This window comes from Janibacter limosus NBRC 16128 (assembly GCF_001570985.1).
GTDB lineage: Bacteria > Actinomycetota > Actinomycetes > Actinomycetales > Dermatophilaceae > Janibacter > Janibacter limosus.
The window spans coordinates 1-17,916 of the sequence record NZ_BCSS01000022.1 but is presented as its reverse complement, the minus strand read 5'-3'; the positions used below and the strand labels follow the sequence as shown (position 1 = coordinate 17,916).

Here is a 17,916-nt window from a genome sequence, read left to right as displayed (position 1 = left end):
TGCGGCGTCACGCCGAGTCCGTCCGCTGCCAGTGACCGTCACAGCACTCGACGAGCCCCATGTCCGCGAACTCGTGGAGCCACGACGTCATCGGCCACTCGCCCCAGCGATCGTTGAAGACCGCCCCGTTGCGCAGGATGGCGTCCAGGTGCCTGACAGGAGGCGACTCGACGTCGTGGTGCTGGTGGTAGGCGCGGGCACCGCCGACCCAGCCGTGGCGCGCGCCCCGGGCCTCGACCAGACGACCGAAGTCGGTGTCCTCCCCGCCGTAGCCGGTGTACTCCTCGCAGAAGCCGCCGATCCGCGACCAGGTGTCGTGCGCGACCGCGAAGGAGAGCGACCAGAAGAGTTCTGGTCTGGGGTTGGGGACTCGCTCTCCGGGCCGGGGCGCCGGACGGCCGTGGTGCGGGTCGTCCTCCTGCTCGAGTGCCGCGAGGTCGTACCCGTGCGCGGGAGGCGGCGGGAGGTAGGTGACCGGGCCCGACCAGACGACGTCCGGCTCCTCGCTCACCGCGAGCGCGTAGTCCTCGACGAGACGGGGGCCCGCCAGGCAGTCGACGTCGAGGAAGACCAGGACCTCTGCCCCGAGGTCGAGCGCACGCTCGGCCCCCAGGTTGCGGGCAGCCGCGAGAGGCAGCTCCGCGGACCCGGTGCGGAGGTGGACCACGTGCGCACTCCGCAGATCGATCCGAGGATCGTCCATGGCGACCACGACGCGGTGCTCCGGTTGGCGGGTGCCGAGATCGAGGCTCGCGGCCTGGTTGGCCAGGTGCCCGTGGCGTCCGTGCGCGATGGTGACGGTGGCGACGGTGCTCATGGTGCATCGACCTCGCGCAGGACCTGGGCGAAGCGCTCGGCGGCGCGGCCGTCGCACCACGGTCCCCACCGCTGTCCGTCGAGCGCCCGGACTCGCTCCAGCAACTCCGGCCAACCACGCGAGGGGAGTGAGGGGCAGACCACGGCCGGCCACCCTTCGTCGGTCAGCGCGTGCCCCATCTGGCTCTGCTCGTCGAAGGGGCGAGCCTGCGGGACGACGATGGCCGGGCGTCGGGCGGCCGCGGTCTCGGCGACGGCGTTCTGCCCGCCGTGGGTGAGCACGACGTCGGCCGAGCGGAGGACGGTGAAGGGATCGCCCACCCAGTCCTCGCCCCCGAGCACGGTCCAGGTCCACCCGTGGGTCTGCTCACGGGCTGTCGCGATCTCCCTCAGGGGCGGTCCGTCGCCGCCTCGTCCCCACAGGACGGCCACCCGGGGGACCGGGTCGCGCTCCTCGGGGTGCGTGACGGGGGCGAAGCGGGACATCCCGCCAAGGCATCGCAGGCGCGAGCGCAGCTCGGGCGGTAGACCGGTGCGCATGCGAGCTCCGTCGGGCCACATGGCCACGAGCGCGTCGCAGACCCCGTACCCGAGGAGGTGCGCAGGGTCGGAACGCAGACCCGGCAGCACGACGCCGACGACGCGCACGCCGTGCAGGCGTGCGAGCAGGGTGACCTCGACGGAGTGATCGCTGACGAGCAGGCCGGGCCGCGCGGCGTCCAGCCAGGACGCGAGGTGCGCCATCCGGCTGGACAGCCCGGGATGCCCGAGCGGGGCCCAGTGCAGGTGATCGCGTGCAGCGACGTCACGGTCCTCGTCCGCGGGAGCATCGCCCACCGGAGCATCGTCCGCCAGCTGCACCCACTCGCCCGGCCATCCGGTGGGGCGGGGGAGGGTGGACAGCCCGGTGATCTCAGTTCCCCAGGCGTCGGCCACGGCCCGGGCCCGGTGCAGGTGCCCGGAGCCGTGGTGGTGCACGTAGTAGCCGATCACGCGCCGCTGGTCTCCAGTGCGTCGTGGTAGACGCTCTCGTAGCCGTCGACCATGGCGCGGTGGGAGAAGCGCATCTCGGCCACACGCCTGACCTGCCGTCGGTCCAGCGCCGCGGCGAGGTGCATGGCATCGGCCAGGCCCTGGACGTCCCCGGGCGTGGCGAGTGCCCCGGTGTCCTGGGTGACGAGCTCCGTGAGTGCCCCGCGGGCGAACGCCGCGACAGGGGTGCCGCAGGACATCGCTTCCGCGGCGACGAGACCAAAGGGCTCCTCCCACGCCGGCGTGACGAGCGCGACGCACGCCTCCCTGACCAGCTCCACGAGCTCGCCGTGCGCCAGGTGCCCCACGTACTCGACATCGTCGCCGAGCAGGGGCTCGACCTCGCGCTCGAAGTAGGTGCGATCGAGGACCTCCCCGGCCAGCCGCAGCGGGATCGCGGCACGTCGCGCCGCGAGGATCGCCTGGTGGGGGGCCTTCTCCGGGACGATGCGTCCCGACCAGACCGCAGGACCGCCTCCCGGTCCGGGACGCCACTGCTCGAGGTCGACCCCGTTGGGGACTGCCGTGCTCGAGACGATGTGCGCCCAGGCGAGGGCGGTCGCCTTGCTGACGGAGACGAAGTGGCAGTTGGGGCCGGCGAACTCGACGGCGGAGGTCAGCCACGGCAGCGGCGGCGTGTGGAGAGTGGTGACGACGGGGATGTCGAGAGCGGACGACATGGCGACCGGCAGGTGGTGCAGGCTGTTGTTGTGGACCAGGTCGAAGTCCTGCCTGCCGCCCTTCATCAGGTTGAGCATGAGCCCGAGATAGGCATGGTGCTCGTCCATCCAGGTCGCCGGCGGTGCAGCGACGTCCTTGCGGGCCGTCTCGTCAGGGGTGTAGACGGCCAGGGGCAGCTCGTGGACGTCCAGGTCCGGGTCCGATCCCGCCTTGGCGAAGAGCGTCACCGCGTGACCCCGTCGCCGCAGCTCCCTCGCCAGGGCGTGGGTGTGCGCCTCGAGTCCTCCGGCGAAGGGCTCACTGACCGGGAACCGGCTGGAGGCGATGAGGCAGATCCGCAGCGTGCGGGACGTGCTGCTCATGACAGGAGCCTCCGGTAGAGGGACTCGTGGGCAGCCGCGATCTCGGCACGCTGACGCCGTCGCTGCCCGACGGTTGCCGCCGCAGCGGGGCCCTCCTCGTAGGCGAGGGTGATGGCGCGGGACAGGCTCTCGGGGTCGAAGCCCTCCTCGTCCATCTCGTAGGACAGGACCGGCCCCTGCTCGGCGTAGTAGCCGCAGGTGGGTGCGACGACGCTCGTCCCGAGGTCGCGGCAGGCCTCGAGCCAACCGGAGTGGGTCCCGAACCGGTAGGGCAGCACCGAGACGTCGAGGCCGCCGAGGTAGTCCCAGAGGGAGGCGTCGTCGAGGAAGTCGTGCACGTGCAGCTCGAGACGGCCGCTGCGCTGCGCCTCCTCGAGATGGTCGGCCAACTCGATGTCGCGGCGTGCTCCGTCGCGGTCCAGGACGTCGCGGTGCCCGTTGACCACGAGCACGGCTCCCGGCAGGGAAGCCACCGTCTCCTCGAGCGTCGGCAGGATCGCGAGCGGGTCCATGTTGGCGCGCAGGCTCTTGACGTGCAGGCCGACGCGGAAGTCGGCCGGGACGCCCGCCGCGGCCCGGCGGGCACGTTGGGCGCGCATCGTCGGGAAGTCGACGACGTGCGGGTGCGGCAGGACGAGCGCCTCACGACTCCACCGTCGCCAAATCTCGTCGGCTGCGCCAGACGTCAGCGTGATGACCGCGTCCGCGTGGTCCATGAGCACGTCGAGCTGGCGCGCGTGGGTGCTGCTGTCGCGGTGGTGCGGGTTGCGCAGGTCGTGGGCCGTGTAGACGAAGGGAGCGCCCCGCTCCGCGACGACGGACAGTGCCTCCTCCAGCTGGGCCGGGTCGCGGGCATCGAAGCCGAACTGGACGTGCAGCAGGTCGTAGTCCGCCTCGCGCAGCCAGGCGGGGTCCAGCATGACCGGCGGCCACCACTTCTCCACGGTGGACCGGCCGGGGGCATCCGGGTCAGGGTCGTCGAGCCGGACGACGGTCGGCCTCTCCTCGTCCAGTGCAGCGATGTGCCGGACGTAGACGTGCGAACCCGGCACGGAGGCCACCGTGATCCGGTCCGCAGGCTGCACGCTCCCTTGCTCCAGTGACGCTCGCTGGGTCATCCATCCTCCTCGGGCAGCCAGATGCCGCGGGCTGATGGCCCGCAGTCCTTCCACTTACCCCCTGCCGAGCGCATTCATCCCCTCGCGTGTCGTACTGCAGCTCACGATCGCGAAGGGGGTGTGGCCCCAGTTTTCCTGGGGCGCAGCCGGGACGGCCGGGCGAACTGCAGTACGACACCCGCGAGCACGACGAAGCCCCCGGTCGGGAGGACCGGGGGCTTCAGGTGGAGCCGCCTGTCGGAATCGAACCGACGACCTTCTCATTACGAGTGAGACGCTCTAGCCGACTGAGCTAAGGCGGCGTGCGCCCGAGGACGCGAGGCACGAGTATACGGATCCGGGGGCATCGGACCGAATCGGGCGGTGGTGGCCCACGTCAGAGCCCGAAATGCTCCACCAGGTCGTCGGTGGTGACATTCGCGCCCTCTGCCGGCGCGAGGACGTCCGCCGCCGTCACCCGGGTGCTCTGGTCGCCCTCGGGGTGCCCCTCGACCCGCACGAAGGCCGTGCGCGTCCTCGGCTGGTCCACGTACGTGCGGATGATTGCCTCGAGGACCGAGACGAGGCTGGCCGCCGCCGCGTCACGGTCGTCACCGGCGAGGCTGAGGACCCCGCTGATCGTGGTCCCGGCCGAGGTGGAGTCCTGATACTGGATCCTTCCGCTGCGCCAGGCGGGCAGGGACTCGACCGCCTGCTGCAGGGCAGCCTGCACGGCCGGGATGTCGCTCCGGCGGCCGCACGCGGCAGTGGCCATCGCGAGCGAGGCGATGAGCAGGCTCCGGCGGGCGATCGCCATGGACGACATCCGGCGTCAGCTCGCGAGCTGGTCGCCGACGTCCGCGATGCGCTCCAGGACGACCTCGGCGATGACCTCGGGGTGGGTCTCCATCAGCCAGTGGCCGGTCTTCAGCTCGCGGGTGATCGCCAGCTCGGGCCGGTCGCCGGCACGACGGCGCAGCTGCTCCACGGTGTGCGCGGTCGAGACCTCGGAGAAGGCCGGGTCCTTGCTGCCCCACACGAAGGCGGTGGGGATGACGCGACGGTGCACGCTGCGGCGGGGAGCCCCCTTCGCCCGACGCTTGCGCCACATCAGGGTGGGGGAGAGGGCCGCCCGGTACCAGGCGAAGGTGCCCTCGGCCGCGCCCGGCGTCTTCAGCCGGCGAGCGTCGTACGCGGCGCGCTCGCGCGGCATGCCGATCCGCTCGAGGATCTGCTGGGCGAAGAGGCGGAAGAACAGCACGGGCAGCACCGGCAGCGCGAAGAGCGCCATGTACCAGCTGTGCTTGAGCTGATCACCGGAGCGCACGCCGTGCGCCATCCCGGCCGGGCTCGGCGTCGACAGCACCGTGAGGGTCGCGACGCGCCCCGGTGCCCGGGCCGCCACGGCCCAGGCGAGCGCCCCGCCCCAGTCGTGCCCCACGATGTGGGCCCGCTCGGCGCCGGCCTCGTCGAGCAGCGCGACGACATCGTCGACCATCTCGGTGATCACGTAGTCGAGGTGGTTGCCCGGGCGCGCGCCGGGGGAGTAGCCACGCAGGTCCGGGGCGATGACCCGCACGCCGGTGGCGCTGAGCAGGGGCGTCACCTTGCTCCACGCGGTGCGGTCCTGCGGCCAACCGTGCAGCAGGACAACGAGATCCGCCCCTGCGGGTCCGGAGTCGTCGACGTCGAAGGTCAGGCCGTCACGAGAGTAGTAGCGCACGAGTCGAACCGTAGTTCACATGTGCGCTTGGATGGGAGTGTGACCACCCAGCGCTTTGCCTTCCACCACGAGTGGTCGCTGCCCGGTCCTGCCGAGCCGGTCGTCGCCGCGCTCGTCGACATCGAGCACTACCCGCGATGGTGGTCCCAGGTCCGATCGGTGGAGGCGCTGGACGACCGGTCCGGTCGGGCGCGGATCCGCAGCCTGCTGCCCGTCACCCTGCACCTGGTCCTCACCCGCCAGATCGAGGACCGCGAAGGGGGCCGCCTGCGCGTCGCCGTCGACGGTGACCTCACCGGGTGGGCCCAGTGGTCGATCGTCACGGGCGGAGGGACGACGACGGCGATTTTCGACCAAGAGGTGAGGGTCGCCGCCCGGTTGTCCCGGGCGGCGACCCTCGCGCCTGCTGTGCTGCGGGCCAACCACGCGTGGATGATGCGACAGGGCCGCCACGGGTTGGCTCAGGAGATCACTCGCTGTCGCTGAGCGGGTTCTCCTTGGTGGCGAGCTCGTCGCGTGCCCGGGCAGCGGCGGCCTTGATGTCGTCCTCCGAGTGGGTCACGTCCTTCTGCTGCGTGTGACCGGCCGGCATGTTCCAGCGGGCAGTGCTCATGCCATTGGCCTTGGCGCGCTCGATGGCCTCGAGGACGGTCTGCTCGGCCTCCTCGCGACCGACCCAGTGGGCGCCCTCGACGGACTTGCCGGGCTCGAGGTCCTTGTAGGTCTCGAAGAAGTGCTGGATCTCCAAGCGGTCGAACTCGCTGATGTCCTCGAGCTCCTTGATGCCTTCCTTGCGCGGATCGCCCGCGGGGACGCACAGGACCTTGTCGTCGCCACCGGCCTCGTCACGCATGTGGAACATCCCGATCGGCCGGGCGCGCACGAGGCAGCCGGGCCAGGTGGGCTCGTCGAGGAGGACGAGCACGTCCAGCGGGTCGCCGTCCTCGCCGAGGGTGTCCTCGACGTAGCCGTAGTCGCTCGGGTAGGCCATGGAGGTGAAGAGCATGCGGTCGAGGCGGATGCGCCCGGTGGCGTGGTCGACCTCGTACTTGTTCTTCTGGCCCTTCGGGATCTCGATGGTGACGTCGAACTCCACAGGTGTGCCCCTTGTCTCGGTGACGGTGAACTATTCTCGAGGCCAGTGTTCCACCACCACCGTCAAAACACCGCAAGGGGCCGCACGTGCGACGTGCTCTGATCGCCGTGACCTCTGTCGCAGCCCTCGCAATCGGCTATGGCGCGGCCGACGCCTACGACCAGGTCCCGGGTGTCCTGACGATCGACGAGGCCGTCTCCGAGCAGGTCCCGCAGTCCGTCGAGCCGACGGTGGTCCTGCCCCCCGCGGCCAAGGACGCGCCCGCACCCACAGAGGCTGGCCTGACGAGGGCCCTGCGCACGGACGTTCAGGACAAGCAGCTCGGCCCTCGGGTCGGCGTCGTCGTGCGCGACGCGTTGAGTGGCGAGACCCTCTACTCCAAGGGTGCGGACCGCCCGCAGACCCCGGCGTCCACGGCCAAGCTGCTCACGGCTGCTGCCGTGTCCGAGCGCACTGACCTCACCCGCACCATGACGACCACCGTCGTGCGCGACGAGGACGAGCTGGTGCTCGTCGCGTCCGGCGACACGATGCTCGCCAAGGGGGCCGGCGACCCGACCAAGGTCGAGGGTCGGGCCGGGCTGGCGGACCTGGCCCAGCAGGTCGCTGACTCCTTGGGGACGCAAGGGGGAGCTCGCCTCTCCCTTCGCCTGGACTCCACGTACGCGGCCGGTGAGCGCTACGCCCCGACGTGGGACATGGCAGACGTGGCGGACGGCTACACCCAGGGCGTGTCGATGGTGGGTCTGGCGGGGGACCGGCCCGAGCCCTTCAACGCCTCACCGAAGTTTCCCGAGCGGGCCGTGCTCAAGGCCTTCGCGGCACAGCTGAAGAAGGCCGGCGTCACGGTCTCGGTCGACAACTCTGCGTCGTCGTGGAAGCAGGCGGCCCCGCAGGGCGCCGAGGAGCTCGGGTCCGTCGAGTCCGCTCCGCTCGGCGATGTGCTCGCCCTCGCCCTGGACGACAGCGACAACGCCCTGACCGAAAATGTGGCCCGGCAGGCCGCGGTCGCCGACGGCGCGGGGAGCTCCTTCGCGGACGTCGCGGCCTGGGTGCACACCAGCCTCGAGGACGCGGGGGTCGACCTCACGGGAGTGAAGCTCAAGGACAGCTGCGGTCTCAGCTCCGGTCAGGCCATCCCGGCCAGGGTCATCTCCGATGTCATGCAGCTCGGGATCACCGGCTCCGCGCAGACGATGAGCCTCGTGCTGTCCGAGCTGCCGATCGCCGGCCTCACCGGCACCCTCCACCACCGCTACGACACCGACGAGTCGCACCCCGCCGCGGGCATCGCCCGGGCCAAGACGGGCACCCTCACGGGGACCTCCGCGCTCGCGGGCACGACGACCACGGCGGACGGGCGGCTGCTCACCTTCGTCCTCATCGCCGACCGCGTCCCGTCGACGACGGGCACGCTCGGCGCCCGAGCGGCGCTCGACACGATCGTCGCCGACCTCACCGCCTGCGGCTGCCGCTGAGACCTCGCCGGTTGGGCGATGGCTCCCCGCTCCGTACTGTGGGCACGTGACCCAATACGTCGACTGGAAGTTCGCCAAGTCCGCCGGCGCGCGGCTCGTCCCGCCGGGGCCCGACGTGAGCCACGAGGAAGCTGCCGAGACGGTCGCCGAGATCCGAGAGCTCGCCGCCGCAGCCGTCGCTCCGGTCGCCGCCACCTCGCGGCTGACCGCGCCCGGTGACGCGCCTGCCCCGTTGGTGGTCGACCGGCCGACCTGGATCGAGGTCAACGCCGACTCCATGTCAGCGCTGCTCGACCCCGCGCTGCGGACGATGGCCGAGCGGCGGGACAAGGAGCCGTGGGCGCCGGCACAGGCCATCGGGTCCAAGCTCACCGGGGCGGAGGCCGGCGGCATGCTCGCCTTCCTCTCCACCAAGGTCCTGGGCCAGTACGACATCGCGCCCGACGGCACTCCGGCGCTCCTGCTCGTCGCGCCCAACATCGTCACGACCGAGCGTGAGCTGTCCGCGGTGCCGCGTGACTTCCGCTTCTGGGTGTGCCTGCACGAGGAGACCCACCGCGTGCAGTTCACGGCCGTGCCGTGGCTGCGCCAGCACATCATCGACAGTGCCCGAGGCCTCGCCGGGGACCTGATGCCGGACGCGGAGTCGCTCAAGTCGCGCCTCGAGCAGGTCGCCACCCAGCTGCCGCGGGTCCTGAGCGGGGACGGACAGGGGCTCGCCGAGCTCGTCATCACCCCGGAGCAGCGCGAGCGCATGGCCGAGGTCACCGCCGTGATGTCCCTCCTCGAGGGCCACGCCGATGTCGTGATGGACGACGTGGGCCCCGAGCACGTGCCGACCGTGGCGACCATCCGCGAACGCTTCACCAAGCGCCGCAAGGGGGCCGGAGCCGCCGACCGCCTGCTGCGTCGCCTGCTCGGCCTCGAGGCCAAGATGCGCCAGTACCGCGACGGCGCGGTCTTCGTCCGCGAGGTGCACGAGCGCGTCGGGGTCGACGGCTTCAACGCCGTGTGGACCTCCCCGGAGACCCTGCCGACCGCCCTCGAGATCACCGAGCCCGCCGCCTGGGTGCGGCGGGTGCACGGCTGAGGTGGGCGCTGGCCACCCCTCCCAGGCCGACTGCCGAAGGGGGGTCCGCGCGGTCCTCGCCGGCCTCCCGGCGGGCTCGCTGGCGCTCGCTGCGGTGAGCGGTGGCACCGATTCCTTGGCCCTCGCCGGGGCACTGGCTGCGGAGGGTGCAGCCCACGACGTGACCGTCGGAGCGATCGTCGTCGATCACGGGCTGCAAGAGGAGTCCGCCGACACGGCGCTGCTCGCAGCGCAGCAGTGCGCTGACCTCGGGCTCGCTCCGGTCGCGGTCGTGCAGGCCGTCGTCACCTCCTCCGGTGACGGACTCGAGGCGGAGGCCCGCGAGGCGCGCTACACCGCTCTCGCCGAGACGGCCGCCGCGATGGGCGAGGAGCACCCCGCACACGTCGTCCTGCTGGGTCACACCCGCGACGACCAGGCGGAGCAGGTGCTGCTGGGCCTGGCCCGCGGCTCGGGCGCCCGGTCACTCGCCGGGATGGCGGACCTCGTCGTCCGGGAGGGGACCCCCTTCGTCCGGCCGCTGCTGCACCTGCCCCGCTCGACGACCGAGCAGGCCTGCGCAGCGTGGGGCCTCATGGCCTGGGAGGACCCGATGAACTCCGACCGGTCCTACACCCGGGTCCGCGTCCGTCAGGCGCTCGCGATCCTCGAGGAGGACCTCGGCCCGGGCCTCACCGATGCGCTGGCGCGCAGCGCCGACCTGCTGCGCGACGACGCCGACCTGCTCGACGACCTCGCGGAACGGGCCACTCCCGACGACGACCCCGCTGGCATCCCCGTGACGGATCTCGTCGAGCTGGCTCCCGCCCTTCGCTCCCGCGTGTGGCGACGACTCCTCGTGCGGGCCGGTGCGCCGGTCGGTGCACTGAGTGCGGCGCACGTCGCCGGCTGCGACCGCCTGCTCACGGACTGGCACGGCCAGGGGCCCCTCCACCTGCCCGGCGACCTACGGGTGAGCCGAGCCGACCACCGGGTGCGCATCGGGCGCGCGCCTGGTGGACAATGAATCCGGCCCGACCCGACAAAGGAGAGCTGTGGACTCCAAGGACATCCAGGACGACCTCGTCGAGGTGCTCATCACCGAGGAGCAGATCCAGGCGCGGCTCGCTGAGCTGGCAGCCGAGGTCTGGGAGCACTACCAGGGCAAGGACGTGCTGCTCGTCGGCGTCCTCAAGGGCGCGGTCATGGTCATGGCCGACTTCATGCGCCACCTGCCCGGGTCCGCCCCGATGGACTGGATGGCGGTCAGCTCCTACGGCTCCGGCACCAAGTCCTCGGGCGTCGTGCGCATCCTCAAGGACCTCGACACCGACATCAGCGGCAAGCACGTGCTGATCGTCGAGGACATCATCGACTCCGGTCTGACGCTGTCGTGGATCCGCGCCAATCTCGACTCCCGCTCGCCCGCGTCCGTCGAGATCCTCACCCTGCTGCGCAAGCCCGAGGCGGCCAAGGTCGACATCGACACCCGCTGGGTCGGCTTCGACATCGCCAACGAGTTCGTCGTCGGCTACGGCCTCGACTACGCCGAGGGCTACCGCAACCTGCGTGACGTCGCGACGCTCGCGCCGCACGTCTACTCGTAGGTCGCCGCCCCGCACCCGCTTCCGGCCGGTCAGCTCGGGTTCGTGGAGCCTGCGGGAACACGGCCGCCATGGTGGTCGTTGGTCTGGTGACCGCTGGATGGCGGGGGTCAGGTAGTTTCGTCCTGATGTCCCCGGCGTCGCCGGTGGTCGCCACGTCGTCGAGTCAGGAAGTCCGGGGAGCCCCCGTACCCGTATGAACGCCAAGAAGATCTTTCGCGCACCCGCATTCTGGGCCCTGCTGCTCATCGCAGTCTTCGTCCTGATGTTCACGACGCGCAACAGCAACGAGTACGCGCGCGTGGACACCTCCGCAGCGGAGAAGCTCGTGACCGAGGGCAAGGTCAAGGACGCCCACTTCACCACGGACAACCTCCTGCAGCTCGACCTCAAGGACGGGCAGACCTACTCCGACGACGAGTCGGTCAAGGACGCCACCAAGGTCGAGACCGAGTTCATCGACGCGCGAGCCGGTCAGATGCTCAAGCTCGTCGAGGCCAATGTCGACGGGGTGCGCAATGACACCGTCGAGTCGCCCAGCGTCTGGTCGAGCCTGCTCTTCTCGATCCTGCCCCTCCTGCTGCTCGTGGGCCTCTTCTGGTTCATCCTCAGCCAGGCGCAGGGCGGCGGCTCCAAGGTCATGCAGTTCGGCAAGTCCAAGGCCAAGCTGGCCAGCAAGGAAACCCCCCAGGTGACCTTCGTCGACGTGGCCGGCGCGGACGAGGCCGTCGAGGAGTTGCAGGAGATCGTGGAGTTCCTCCGCGAGCCCAGCAAGTTCCTGGCCGTCGGCGCCAAGATCCCCAAGGGCGTGCTGCTCTACGGCCAGCCGGGTACCGGCAAGACCCTGCTGGCGCGGGCCGTCGCCGGTGAGGCGGGCGTGCCCTTCTACTCGATCTCCGGCTCGGACTTCGTCGAGATGTTCGTCGGCGTCGGTGCCAGCCGCGTGCGTGACCTCTTCGAGCAGGCCAAGACCAATGCCCCCGCGATCATCTTCGTCGACGAGATCGACGCCGTCGGCCGTCACCGCGGTGCCGGTATGGGCGGCGGTCACGACGAGCGCGAGCAGACGCTCAACCAGCTGCTCGTCGAGATGGACGGCTTCGACGTCAAGACCAATGTCATCCTCATCGCGGCGACCAACCGCCCCGACATCCTCGACCCCGCGCTGCTGCGTCCGGGTCGCTTCGACCGGCAGATCGCCATCGAGAACCCCGACATGATCGGCCGCCACCGCATCCTCGAGGTGCACGCGGCCGGCAAGCCGATGGCACCGGGTGTGGACCTGCTGACCGTGGCCCGTCGCACCCCCGGCATGACCGGTGCCGACCTGGCCAATGTCCTCAACGAGGCAGCGCTGCTCACGGCCCGCCTCGAGAAGCACTTCATCGACGACGAGATCCTTGACGAGGCCATCGACCGTGTCATCGCCGGGCCGCAGAAGCGCACCCGGATCATGAGCGCCCAGGAGCGCAAGATCACCGCCTACCACGAGGGTGGGCACGCCCTCGTCGCCGCGGCGATGAACCACACCGCTCCGGTCACGAAGATCACGATCCTCCCGCGTGGCCGCGCGCTCGGCTACACGATGGTCATGCCGCTGGACGACAAGTACTCGACCACTCGCAACGAGATCCTCGACCAGCTCGCCTACGCCCTCGGCGGCCGCGTCGCGGAGGAGATCATCTTCCACGACCCGTCCACCGGTGCCTCCAACGACATCGAGAAGGCCACGTCGATGGCCCGCAGGATGGTCACCGACTTCGGCATGAGCGAAAAGATCGGCGCGGTCAAGCTCGGCCAGTCCAGCGGCGAGGTCTTCCTCGGCAAGGACATGGGCCACCAGCGTGACTACTCCGAGGAGATCGCGGGGATCGTCGACCAGGAGGTCCGCCGCTTCATCGAGGAGGCCCACGACGAGGCCTGGCACGCGCTCAACGACAACCGGGACGTCCTCGACCGCCTCGTCCTCGAGCTCCTCGAGCACGAGACGCTCAACACCAAGGACCTCGAGGTCGTCTTTGCCGAGGTGCGCAAGCGGCCCAAGCGTCCGACGTGGCTGAGCAGCGAGTACCGCACGATCTCCGACATCCCGCCGGTCCTCACGCCCGCCGAGCAGGCCGCCATGCGCGCCCGCGACAGCGAGCAGGGACAGACCAGCACGCCGCAGAGTGACCCCGGCGTCACCCGGGCGATCGACCGCGCTGCCGAGGAAGGCGCGACGATCCCGACGGAGGAGGAGCGCCCCACGACCGAGATCCGTCAGGTCGCGCCGGGCGAGGGCGTCGACGGCGACGACAACGGGCACGGCTGACCTCATGTCCGATGTCGACCTGGCCCGCATCGAGGCGGCCGTGCGCGAGATCCTGATCGCGGTGGGGGAGGACCCCGACCGTGATGGTCTCGTCGACACCCCCGCCCGGGTGGCCCGCTCCTACGCGGAGGTCTTCGCCGGGCTGCGGTCCGATCCGGCAGAGCTGCTCTCGACGACCTTCGACATCGATCACGACGAGCTCGTCATCGTGCGGGACATCGAGCTGTACTCCACCTGCGAGCACCATCTCGTGCCCTTCCACGGGGTCGCGCACGTCGGGTACACGCCCGGCACCAGCGGCAAGGTGACCGGCCTGTCCAAGATCGCGCGCCTGGTTGACCTCTTCGCCAAGCGGCCGCAGGTGCAGGAGCGCCTCACCAGCCAGATCGCTGACGCGCTCGTCGAGCACCTCGACGTCGCCGGGGTCATCGTCGTGGTCGAGGCCGAGCACCTGTGCATGTCGATGCGTGGTGTGCGCAAGCCCGGCGCCAAGACGATCACCTCCGCGGTACGCGGTCAGCTGCGCGACTCCACCACCCGGGCCGAGGCGATGGCCCTGCTCTCCGGGGCCGCTCGGTGACCCACGCGGTCCTCGATCGGATCGCGGCCGCGCACCAGCGACCGGGACCGGTCGTCATGGGGGTCGTCAACGTCACGCCGGACTCCTTCAGCGACGGCGGCCGATGGATCGAGACCGACTCCGCGATCGCCCACGGACGCGAGCTCGTGGCCGAGGGCGCCACGATCGTCGATGTCGGCGGTGAGTCCACCAGACCGGGTGCCGAGCGCCCCTCTGAGGACGAGGAGCTGCGTCGCGTCGTGCCGGTCGTCGAGGCCCTCGCGGCCGACGGGATCGCCGTCTCGATCGACACCATGCGAGCCAGCGTGGCCGGGGCCGCGCTGGACGCCGGCGCCGTGATCATCAACGACGTGAGCGGCGGCCTCGCCGACCCGTCGATGCCCGCGCTCGTGGCGGCGAGCGGCGCTCCCTTCGTCGTCATGCACTGGCGCGGACATGCCCACGACATGCAGACCCGCGCGGAGTACGACGATGTCGTCGCCGAGGTCTGCGCAGAGATGATGGCGAGGGTCGACGTGCTCCTGGCCGCGGGAGCCGCTCGCGACCAGCTCGTCCTCGACCCCGGGATCGGCTTCGCCAAGACCGCCGAGCACAACTGGCAGCTCCTCGCGGATCTCGAGCGGGTCGTCGACCTCGGACACCCCGTGCTCCTGGGCACCTCGCGCAAGGGCTTCCTCGGCAGCGTGGGGCGGGCGGAGGGCGACGAGCGACCCCTCGACGCCCGCGCCGTGGTCACGGCCGCCACGAGCGCCCGGGCCGCCCGGGCCGGCGTGTGGTGCGTGCGCGTACACGATGTCACCGCCACGGTCGACGCGATCGACGTCGCCACCGCGCTGGGAGAGCTGAGCTCGTGACGGACCGGATCAGCCTGCTCGGTGTGCGCGCGCGCGGCTTCCACGGCGTGCTCGCGGACGAAAAGCGTGAGGGTCAGGACTTCGTCGTCGATGTCGTGCTCCACCTCGACCTGGCGTCCGCAGGGGCCACCGACGACCTCGCCCGGACGATCAACTACGCCGAGGTCGGCGCCGATGTCGTCCGCCGCATCGAGGGGCCCTCGCTCGACCTCATCGAGTCCCTCGCCGAGCAGGTTGCCGGCGACGCGTTGGCCCGTCCCGGAGTGCGTGACGTCGAGGTCACCGTGCACAAGCCGTCGGCCCCGGTCGGCGTGCCCTTCGGCGATGTGGCCGTGACCATCCACCGCACCCGCGCCGTGCCGGTCGTCATCGCCATGGGGGCCAACCTCGGTGACGCATCCCGCACGCTCCAGTCGGCCATCGACGACCTCGGTGATGCCGTGCAGTCGGTGCGCCGGGCCCCCTTCGTCAGCACGGATCCGATCGGCGGGCCCGACCAGCCCCGGTACACCAACACGGTCCTCGTCGCGAGGACCGCTCTCGCACCGCACGAGCTGCTCGCCGCACTCCACGCCGTCGAGGCCCGCCACGGTCGCGTCCGCGAGATCCGCTGGGGTGCGCGCACGCTCGACCTCGACCTGATCCAGTACGGCGACCCGGCCTCGGGCACGGACGTCGTCAGCGGCGACCCGCTGCTCACCCTGCCCCACCCGCGGGCACACGAGCGTGGCTTCGTCCTGCAGCCCTGGTCGCGGGTCGACCCCGGGGCGCACCTGCGCGTCGGTGGCCGGGTCGTCCCGGTGCTCGACCTGCTCGCGGGCGTCGACTCGAGCGACATCGAGGAGGTCTGATGCTGGACCGCGGACTGCGGTGGTCGACCGTCACGGTCGTGCTCGCCGCTGCGGCGGTGCTCAGCTGGGCCTTCGGCCGCTGGTGGATCGCCGGTGGGCACCCCCCGCTGCGGGTGGGTTGGCTCGCCGGGGTGGTCCTGCTCGGGATGGGCGCTGTCGTGCTGGGGATGGGCCTGCGGATGTGGCGCATGCGTCACGGCCGCACGCACGTCGAGCCGGTCGTCGCGGCCCGCATCCTGGGTCTGGCCCAGGCCAGTGCCCTCACCGGCGCCGTCATCGCAGGTCTGCACCTCGGCCAGGCGATCGCGCTCGCTCCGGACGCCGGGTTTGCCGGCCGTGGAGGGCTGGCCCTCAAGTGGGCTGTCGCGGGCCTGGGCGCGGTGGTGCTGGGCAGCGCGGGCCTGCTCGTCCAGCGGTGGTGCCGCATCGACGATGACGACGAGGACCCTTCGTCCCGCTCGGGCGTCAGCTGACCATCTGGTCTGCCCAGACCACCCAGTTGCCCTCGTAGTGGCCACCGCTCAGCGGGGTTCCGGGGTCACAGGTGATCAGGCGCAGCACGGGATTGGGGTTGTCCCAGTCCCAGATCGAGTCGTCCTGGGGCACGCCCTTCTTGGACGCGGGCTCAGAGCGGGTGATCTTGAACTTCACCGCGGAGCCTGAGCCGTAGGTGACGGTGACGATGTCACCGAGCTTGACGCTCGGCAGGTTCCAGAAGACATCGGGGTTGCCGCCATGGTTGATGTGCCCCACGAGGATGCTGGCGCCCTTGTGGCCGGGCTTGGGCCACCCCGGCTCGGCGTACCACCCTGCGGTGCCGAAGGGGGGAGCCAGCACCTTTTGTGCGTCGAGCTTCGTCGGTCCGAGGCTCGCGTCGACGAGCTCGCGTCCTCCCGAGGTCACCTGGACCCGCGTCGGGCTCCCGGGCGGGGCCTGCACCGGCGCGGCCGTGGCGGTCGGGCTCGCCGTGGTCGTCGAGCTCGCCGTGGACGAGGACGTCTTCTTCTTGGGTTTCGTCGTCGTCGTCGTCGCCGTCGACGACGACGAGGTGATGGTCTGGGAGGGCGGCATGATGCTGCTCGGCGGGACATAGGTGCCGGGGGAGAGCGCGGCCTCGTCGTCCTGCTGTGACCACCACGTGCCGGCCGCGACGCCGCCTCCCAGGAGGACGGCCACGGCTGCTGCGAGCACAGCAGTCGTGCGTCGGTACTCCTTGCGCTCCCGCCAGCGCTGGCGACGCGTCGGTGGGGTCGGCACAGGTCCTCCTGATGATCTTCACGAGCAGTCGATGAGGTGAAACGTCCATGATCGGTCAGAAGTTCCCCCGGGACAACGGTACGGGCCGCCGGGTGCGGGAGTGATCCCGACCCGACGGCCCGTGCCGTCAGTCACTGACGGATGTCAGTGGTGCTGCCTCAGTGCTGCGAACCGCTGCGGCGACGCGCGATGGTCACGGCGCCTGCACCGGCACCGGCGAGGAGGACCCCACCGAGCAGGAGCGCGGCGTTGTCGTCGCCGGAGAGGACGGACGCGTCATCGGTCTGGACGACACCGGGGGTCTGGGGGTCAGTGGAACCGTCGTCGCCGTCGCCGACCGTGGCGCTCGGCTCAGGCGTGGTGCTCGGATCGGTCGGCTCGTCGGTCGACGTGCCGCTCGGGTCGGTCGGCTCGTCCGTGGGCGTGCCGCTCGGGTCCGGGTCGGTCGGCTCGTCGGTGGCCTCGGTGACCTCGACGGTCGCGATCTCCGTGATCTCCGAGACATTGGTGCAGTCCATGGTGATGTTGGTCTTGTACCCGGTGCCATCCGCATTTTCGTAGCCGCGGATGTAGGCCTGGAAGTCACCGGCATCGACCGTGTAGGTGCCGACGCCGTCGGCCGAGATCGGGGCAACCGCACCAGTGGCCACGACGACGAGCTCGCCGGAGTCGGGGACCGCGGTGACCGGGACCTCGAGGGGGATGATGCCCTCGGCCGAGTCGGTGCCGTTGCTCAAGGTGAAGCTGGCCTGGTTGCGGGCGTTCTTGGTGTTGAGCCCGCCGTCCTCTGCGGCTGCGCCGGCGGCGTCCGGGCCGTCGACCGCGCGCACACCGAGCAGACCGTAGAGAGCGTTGCGCTGCTCGTCCTGGATGGTGACCGTGGCGGTCACGGCGGAGTTGATCTCGTCGCCGACCTCGACGGTGGCGGGCACATCGGCCGTCAGCTCGACCTGGACCGGAGCCGCGTCGTAGGTGACGCCGACGTTGAGCACGTCAAAGCTGCACTCGTAGTTCTGCGTGACGGTGGCAGCCTGGGCCGGGACGGCCGTGGCGAGGCCCATCATGCCGAGCCCGGTGACGAGGGCGGCACCCGCCGAGAGGCGGG

At 71.0% G+C, this 17,916-nt stretch carries 19 protein-coding genes and 1 tRNA gene; 10 read left to right on the top strand and 10 right to left on the bottom strand.

Annotated features, from left to right (window positions below; translation table 11 throughout):
* Positions 1–7: 7 nt before the first annotated feature.
* The 7 genes from JLI01S_RS09675 to JLI01S_RS09645 form a co-directional block, all read right to left on the bottom strand.
* Positions 8–817: a glycosyltransferase family 2 protein gene (locus JLI01S_RS09675; protein WP_068263860.1), complete on the bottom strand. Its 810-nt coding sequence runs from the start codon at positions 815–817 to the stop codon at positions 8–10.
* Positions 814–1,809 carry a glycosyltransferase gene (locus tag JLI01S_RS09670; RefSeq protein WP_068263857.1) on the bottom strand — a complete coding sequence of 332 codons (996 nt, stop codon included), beginning with the start codon at positions 1,807–1,809 and terminating at the stop codon, positions 814–816. The genes JLI01S_RS09675 and JLI01S_RS09670 overlap by 4 nt, the downstream gene beginning before the upstream one ends.
* Positions 1,806–2,891, bottom strand: coding sequence for a glycosyltransferase (locus tag JLI01S_RS09665; RefSeq protein ID WP_068263855.1), 1,086 nt, complete (start codon positions 2,889–2,891; stop codon positions 1,806–1,808). The genes JLI01S_RS09670 and JLI01S_RS09665 overlap by 4 nt, the downstream gene beginning before the upstream one ends.
* Entirely contained in the window at positions 2,888–4,009 is a 1,122-nt protein-coding gene (locus JLI01S_RS09660; RefSeq protein WP_068263849.1) for a glycosyltransferase family protein, read from the bottom strand. The genes JLI01S_RS09665 and JLI01S_RS09660 overlap by 4 nt, the downstream gene beginning before the upstream one ends.
* A gap of 225 nt (positions 4,010–4,234) precedes the next feature.
* Positions 4,235–4,311 (bottom strand) — tRNA-Thr (locus JLI01S_RS09655).
* A 74-nt stretch (positions 4,312–4,385) separates the two neighbouring features.
* On the bottom strand, positions 4,386–4,805 hold the full coding sequence (locus tag JLI01S_RS09650; RefSeq protein ID WP_068263946.1) for a hypothetical protein: 420 nt from the start codon (positions 4,803–4,805) through the stop codon (positions 4,386–4,388).
* Between the two features lie 15 nt (positions 4,806–4,820).
* Positions 4,821–5,711, bottom strand: coding sequence for an alpha/beta fold hydrolase (locus tag JLI01S_RS09645; protein WP_068263846.1), 891 nt, complete (start codon positions 5,709–5,711; stop codon positions 4,821–4,823).
* 39 nt (positions 5,712–5,750) lie between these two features.
* Here JLI01S_RS09645 and JLI01S_RS09640 point away from each other — a divergent pair, with 39 nt between their 5' ends.
* On the top strand, positions 5,751–6,197 hold the full coding sequence (locus JLI01S_RS09640) for an SRPBCC family protein (RefSeq protein WP_068263842.1): 447 nt from the start codon (positions 5,751–5,753) through the stop codon (positions 6,195–6,197).
* Here the strand turns inward: JLI01S_RS09640 and JLI01S_RS09635 are convergent.
* Complete coding sequence (locus JLI01S_RS09635; protein ID WP_068263838.1) at positions 6,181–6,807, bottom strand: inorganic diphosphatase; 627 nt, start codon at positions 6,805–6,807, stop codon at positions 6,181–6,183. The genes JLI01S_RS09640 and JLI01S_RS09635 overlap by 17 nt on opposite strands.
* A gap of 86 nt (positions 6,808–6,893) precedes the next feature.
* Here JLI01S_RS09635 and dacB point away from each other — a divergent pair, with 86 nt between their 5' ends.
* The 9 genes from dacB to JLI01S_RS09590 all read left to right on the top strand — a co-directional run bounded on the left by dacB (position 6,894) and on the right by JLI01S_RS09590 (position 16,027).
* Positions 6,894–8,285, top strand: coding sequence for a D-alanyl-D-alanine carboxypeptidase/D-alanyl-D-alanine endopeptidase (dacB, locus tag JLI01S_RS09630; protein WP_068263835.1), 1,392 nt, complete (start codon positions 6,894–6,896; stop codon positions 8,283–8,285).
* A gap of 46 nt (positions 8,286–8,331) precedes the next feature.
* The gene (locus tag JLI01S_RS09625; RefSeq protein ID WP_068263834.1) at positions 8,332–9,375 is read left to right on the top strand and encodes a zinc-dependent metalloprotease; all 1,044 of its coding nucleotides are present in this window, start codon (positions 8,332–8,334) and stop codon (positions 9,373–9,375) included.
* Between the two features lies 1 nt (position 9,376).
* Positions 9,377–10,381, top strand: a complete 1,005-nt coding sequence (gene tilS, locus JLI01S_RS09620) for a tRNA lysidine(34) synthetase TilS (RefSeq protein ID WP_068263832.1) — start codon at positions 9,377–9,379, stop codon at positions 10,379–10,381.
* 28 nt (positions 10,382–10,409) lie between these two features.
* Positions 10,410–10,961 (top strand): hypoxanthine phosphoribosyltransferase, encoded by a 552-nt coding sequence (hpt, locus tag JLI01S_RS09615; RefSeq protein ID WP_068263829.1) that lies wholly within the window; start codon positions 10,410–10,412, stop codon positions 10,959–10,961.
* Positions 10,962–11,154: 193 nt separating this feature from the next.
* On the top strand, positions 11,155–13,269 hold the full coding sequence (gene ftsH, locus JLI01S_RS09610) for an ATP-dependent zinc metalloprotease FtsH (protein WP_068263827.1): 2,115 nt from the start codon (positions 11,155–11,157) through the stop codon (positions 13,267–13,269).
* Between the two features lie 4 nt (positions 13,270–13,273).
* Positions 13,274–13,849 carry a GTP cyclohydrolase I FolE gene (gene folE, locus JLI01S_RS09605; protein WP_068263824.1) on the top strand — a complete coding sequence of 192 codons (576 nt, stop codon included), beginning with the start codon at positions 13,274–13,276 and terminating at the stop codon, positions 13,847–13,849.
* Positions 13,846–14,703, top strand: coding sequence for a dihydropteroate synthase (gene folP / locus JLI01S_RS09600; RefSeq protein WP_245634581.1), 858 nt, complete (start codon positions 13,846–13,848; stop codon positions 14,701–14,703). The genes folE and folP overlap by 4 nt, the downstream gene beginning before the upstream one ends.
* Positions 14,700–15,554: a 2-amino-4-hydroxy-6-hydroxymethyldihydropteridine diphosphokinase gene (gene folK / locus JLI01S_RS09595; protein ID WP_068263821.1), complete on the top strand. Its 855-nt coding sequence runs from the start codon at positions 14,700–14,702 to the stop codon at positions 15,552–15,554. The genes folP and folK overlap by 4 nt, the downstream gene beginning before the upstream one ends.
* Positions 15,554–16,027: a DUF3180 domain-containing protein gene (locus tag JLI01S_RS09590; RefSeq protein ID WP_068263817.1), complete on the top strand. Its 474-nt coding sequence runs from the start codon at positions 15,554–15,556 to the stop codon at positions 16,025–16,027. The genes folK and JLI01S_RS09590 overlap by 1 nt, the downstream gene beginning before the upstream one ends.
* Here JLI01S_RS09590 and JLI01S_RS09585 read toward each other — a convergent pair.
* Both JLI01S_RS09585 and JLI01S_RS17130 read right to left on the bottom strand, forming a co-directional pair.
* Positions 16,020–16,811 (bottom strand): class F sortase, encoded by a 792-nt coding sequence (locus JLI01S_RS09585; protein ID WP_068263815.1) that lies wholly within the window; start codon positions 16,809–16,811, stop codon positions 16,020–16,022. The two genes, JLI01S_RS09590 and JLI01S_RS09585, sit on opposite strands and share 8 nt — an antisense overlap.
* Before the next feature lie 158 nt (positions 16,812–16,969).
* The coding region (locus JLI01S_RS17130) for a DUF6801 domain-containing protein (RefSeq protein WP_369407375.1) at positions 16,970–17,916 on the bottom strand (947 nt) is incomplete at its 5' end.

Bases quoted from the DNA above. Each gene is read 5' to 3' on its own strand.
- JLI01S_RS09665 (WP_068263855.1), bottom strand. From the start codon at position 2,891: ATGAGCAGCACGTCCCGCACGCTGCGGATCTGCCTCATCGCCTCCAGC.
- JLI01S_RS09660 (WP_068263849.1), bottom strand. From the start codon at position 4,009: ATGACCCAGCGAGCGTCACTGGAGCAAGGGAGCGTGCAGCCTGCGGAC.
- JLI01S_RS09675 (WP_068263860.1), bottom strand. From the start codon at position 817: ATGAGCACCGTCGCCACCGTCACCATCGCGCACGGACGCCACGGGCAC.
- JLI01S_RS09590 (WP_068263817.1), top strand. From the start codon at position 15,554: ATGCTGGACCGCGGACTGCGGTGGTCGACCGTCACGGTCGTGCTCGCC.
- ftsH (WP_068263827.1), top strand. From the start codon at position 11,155: ATGAACGCCAAGAAGATCTTTCGCGCACCCGCATTCTGGGCCCTGCTG.
- folE (WP_068263824.1), top strand. From the start codon at position 13,274: ATGTCCGATGTCGACCTGGCCCGCATCGAGGCGGCCGTGCGCGAGATC.
- JLI01S_RS09650 (WP_068263946.1), bottom strand. From the start codon at position 4,805: ATGGCGATCGCCCGCCGGAGCCTGCTCATCGCCTCGCTCGCGATGGCC.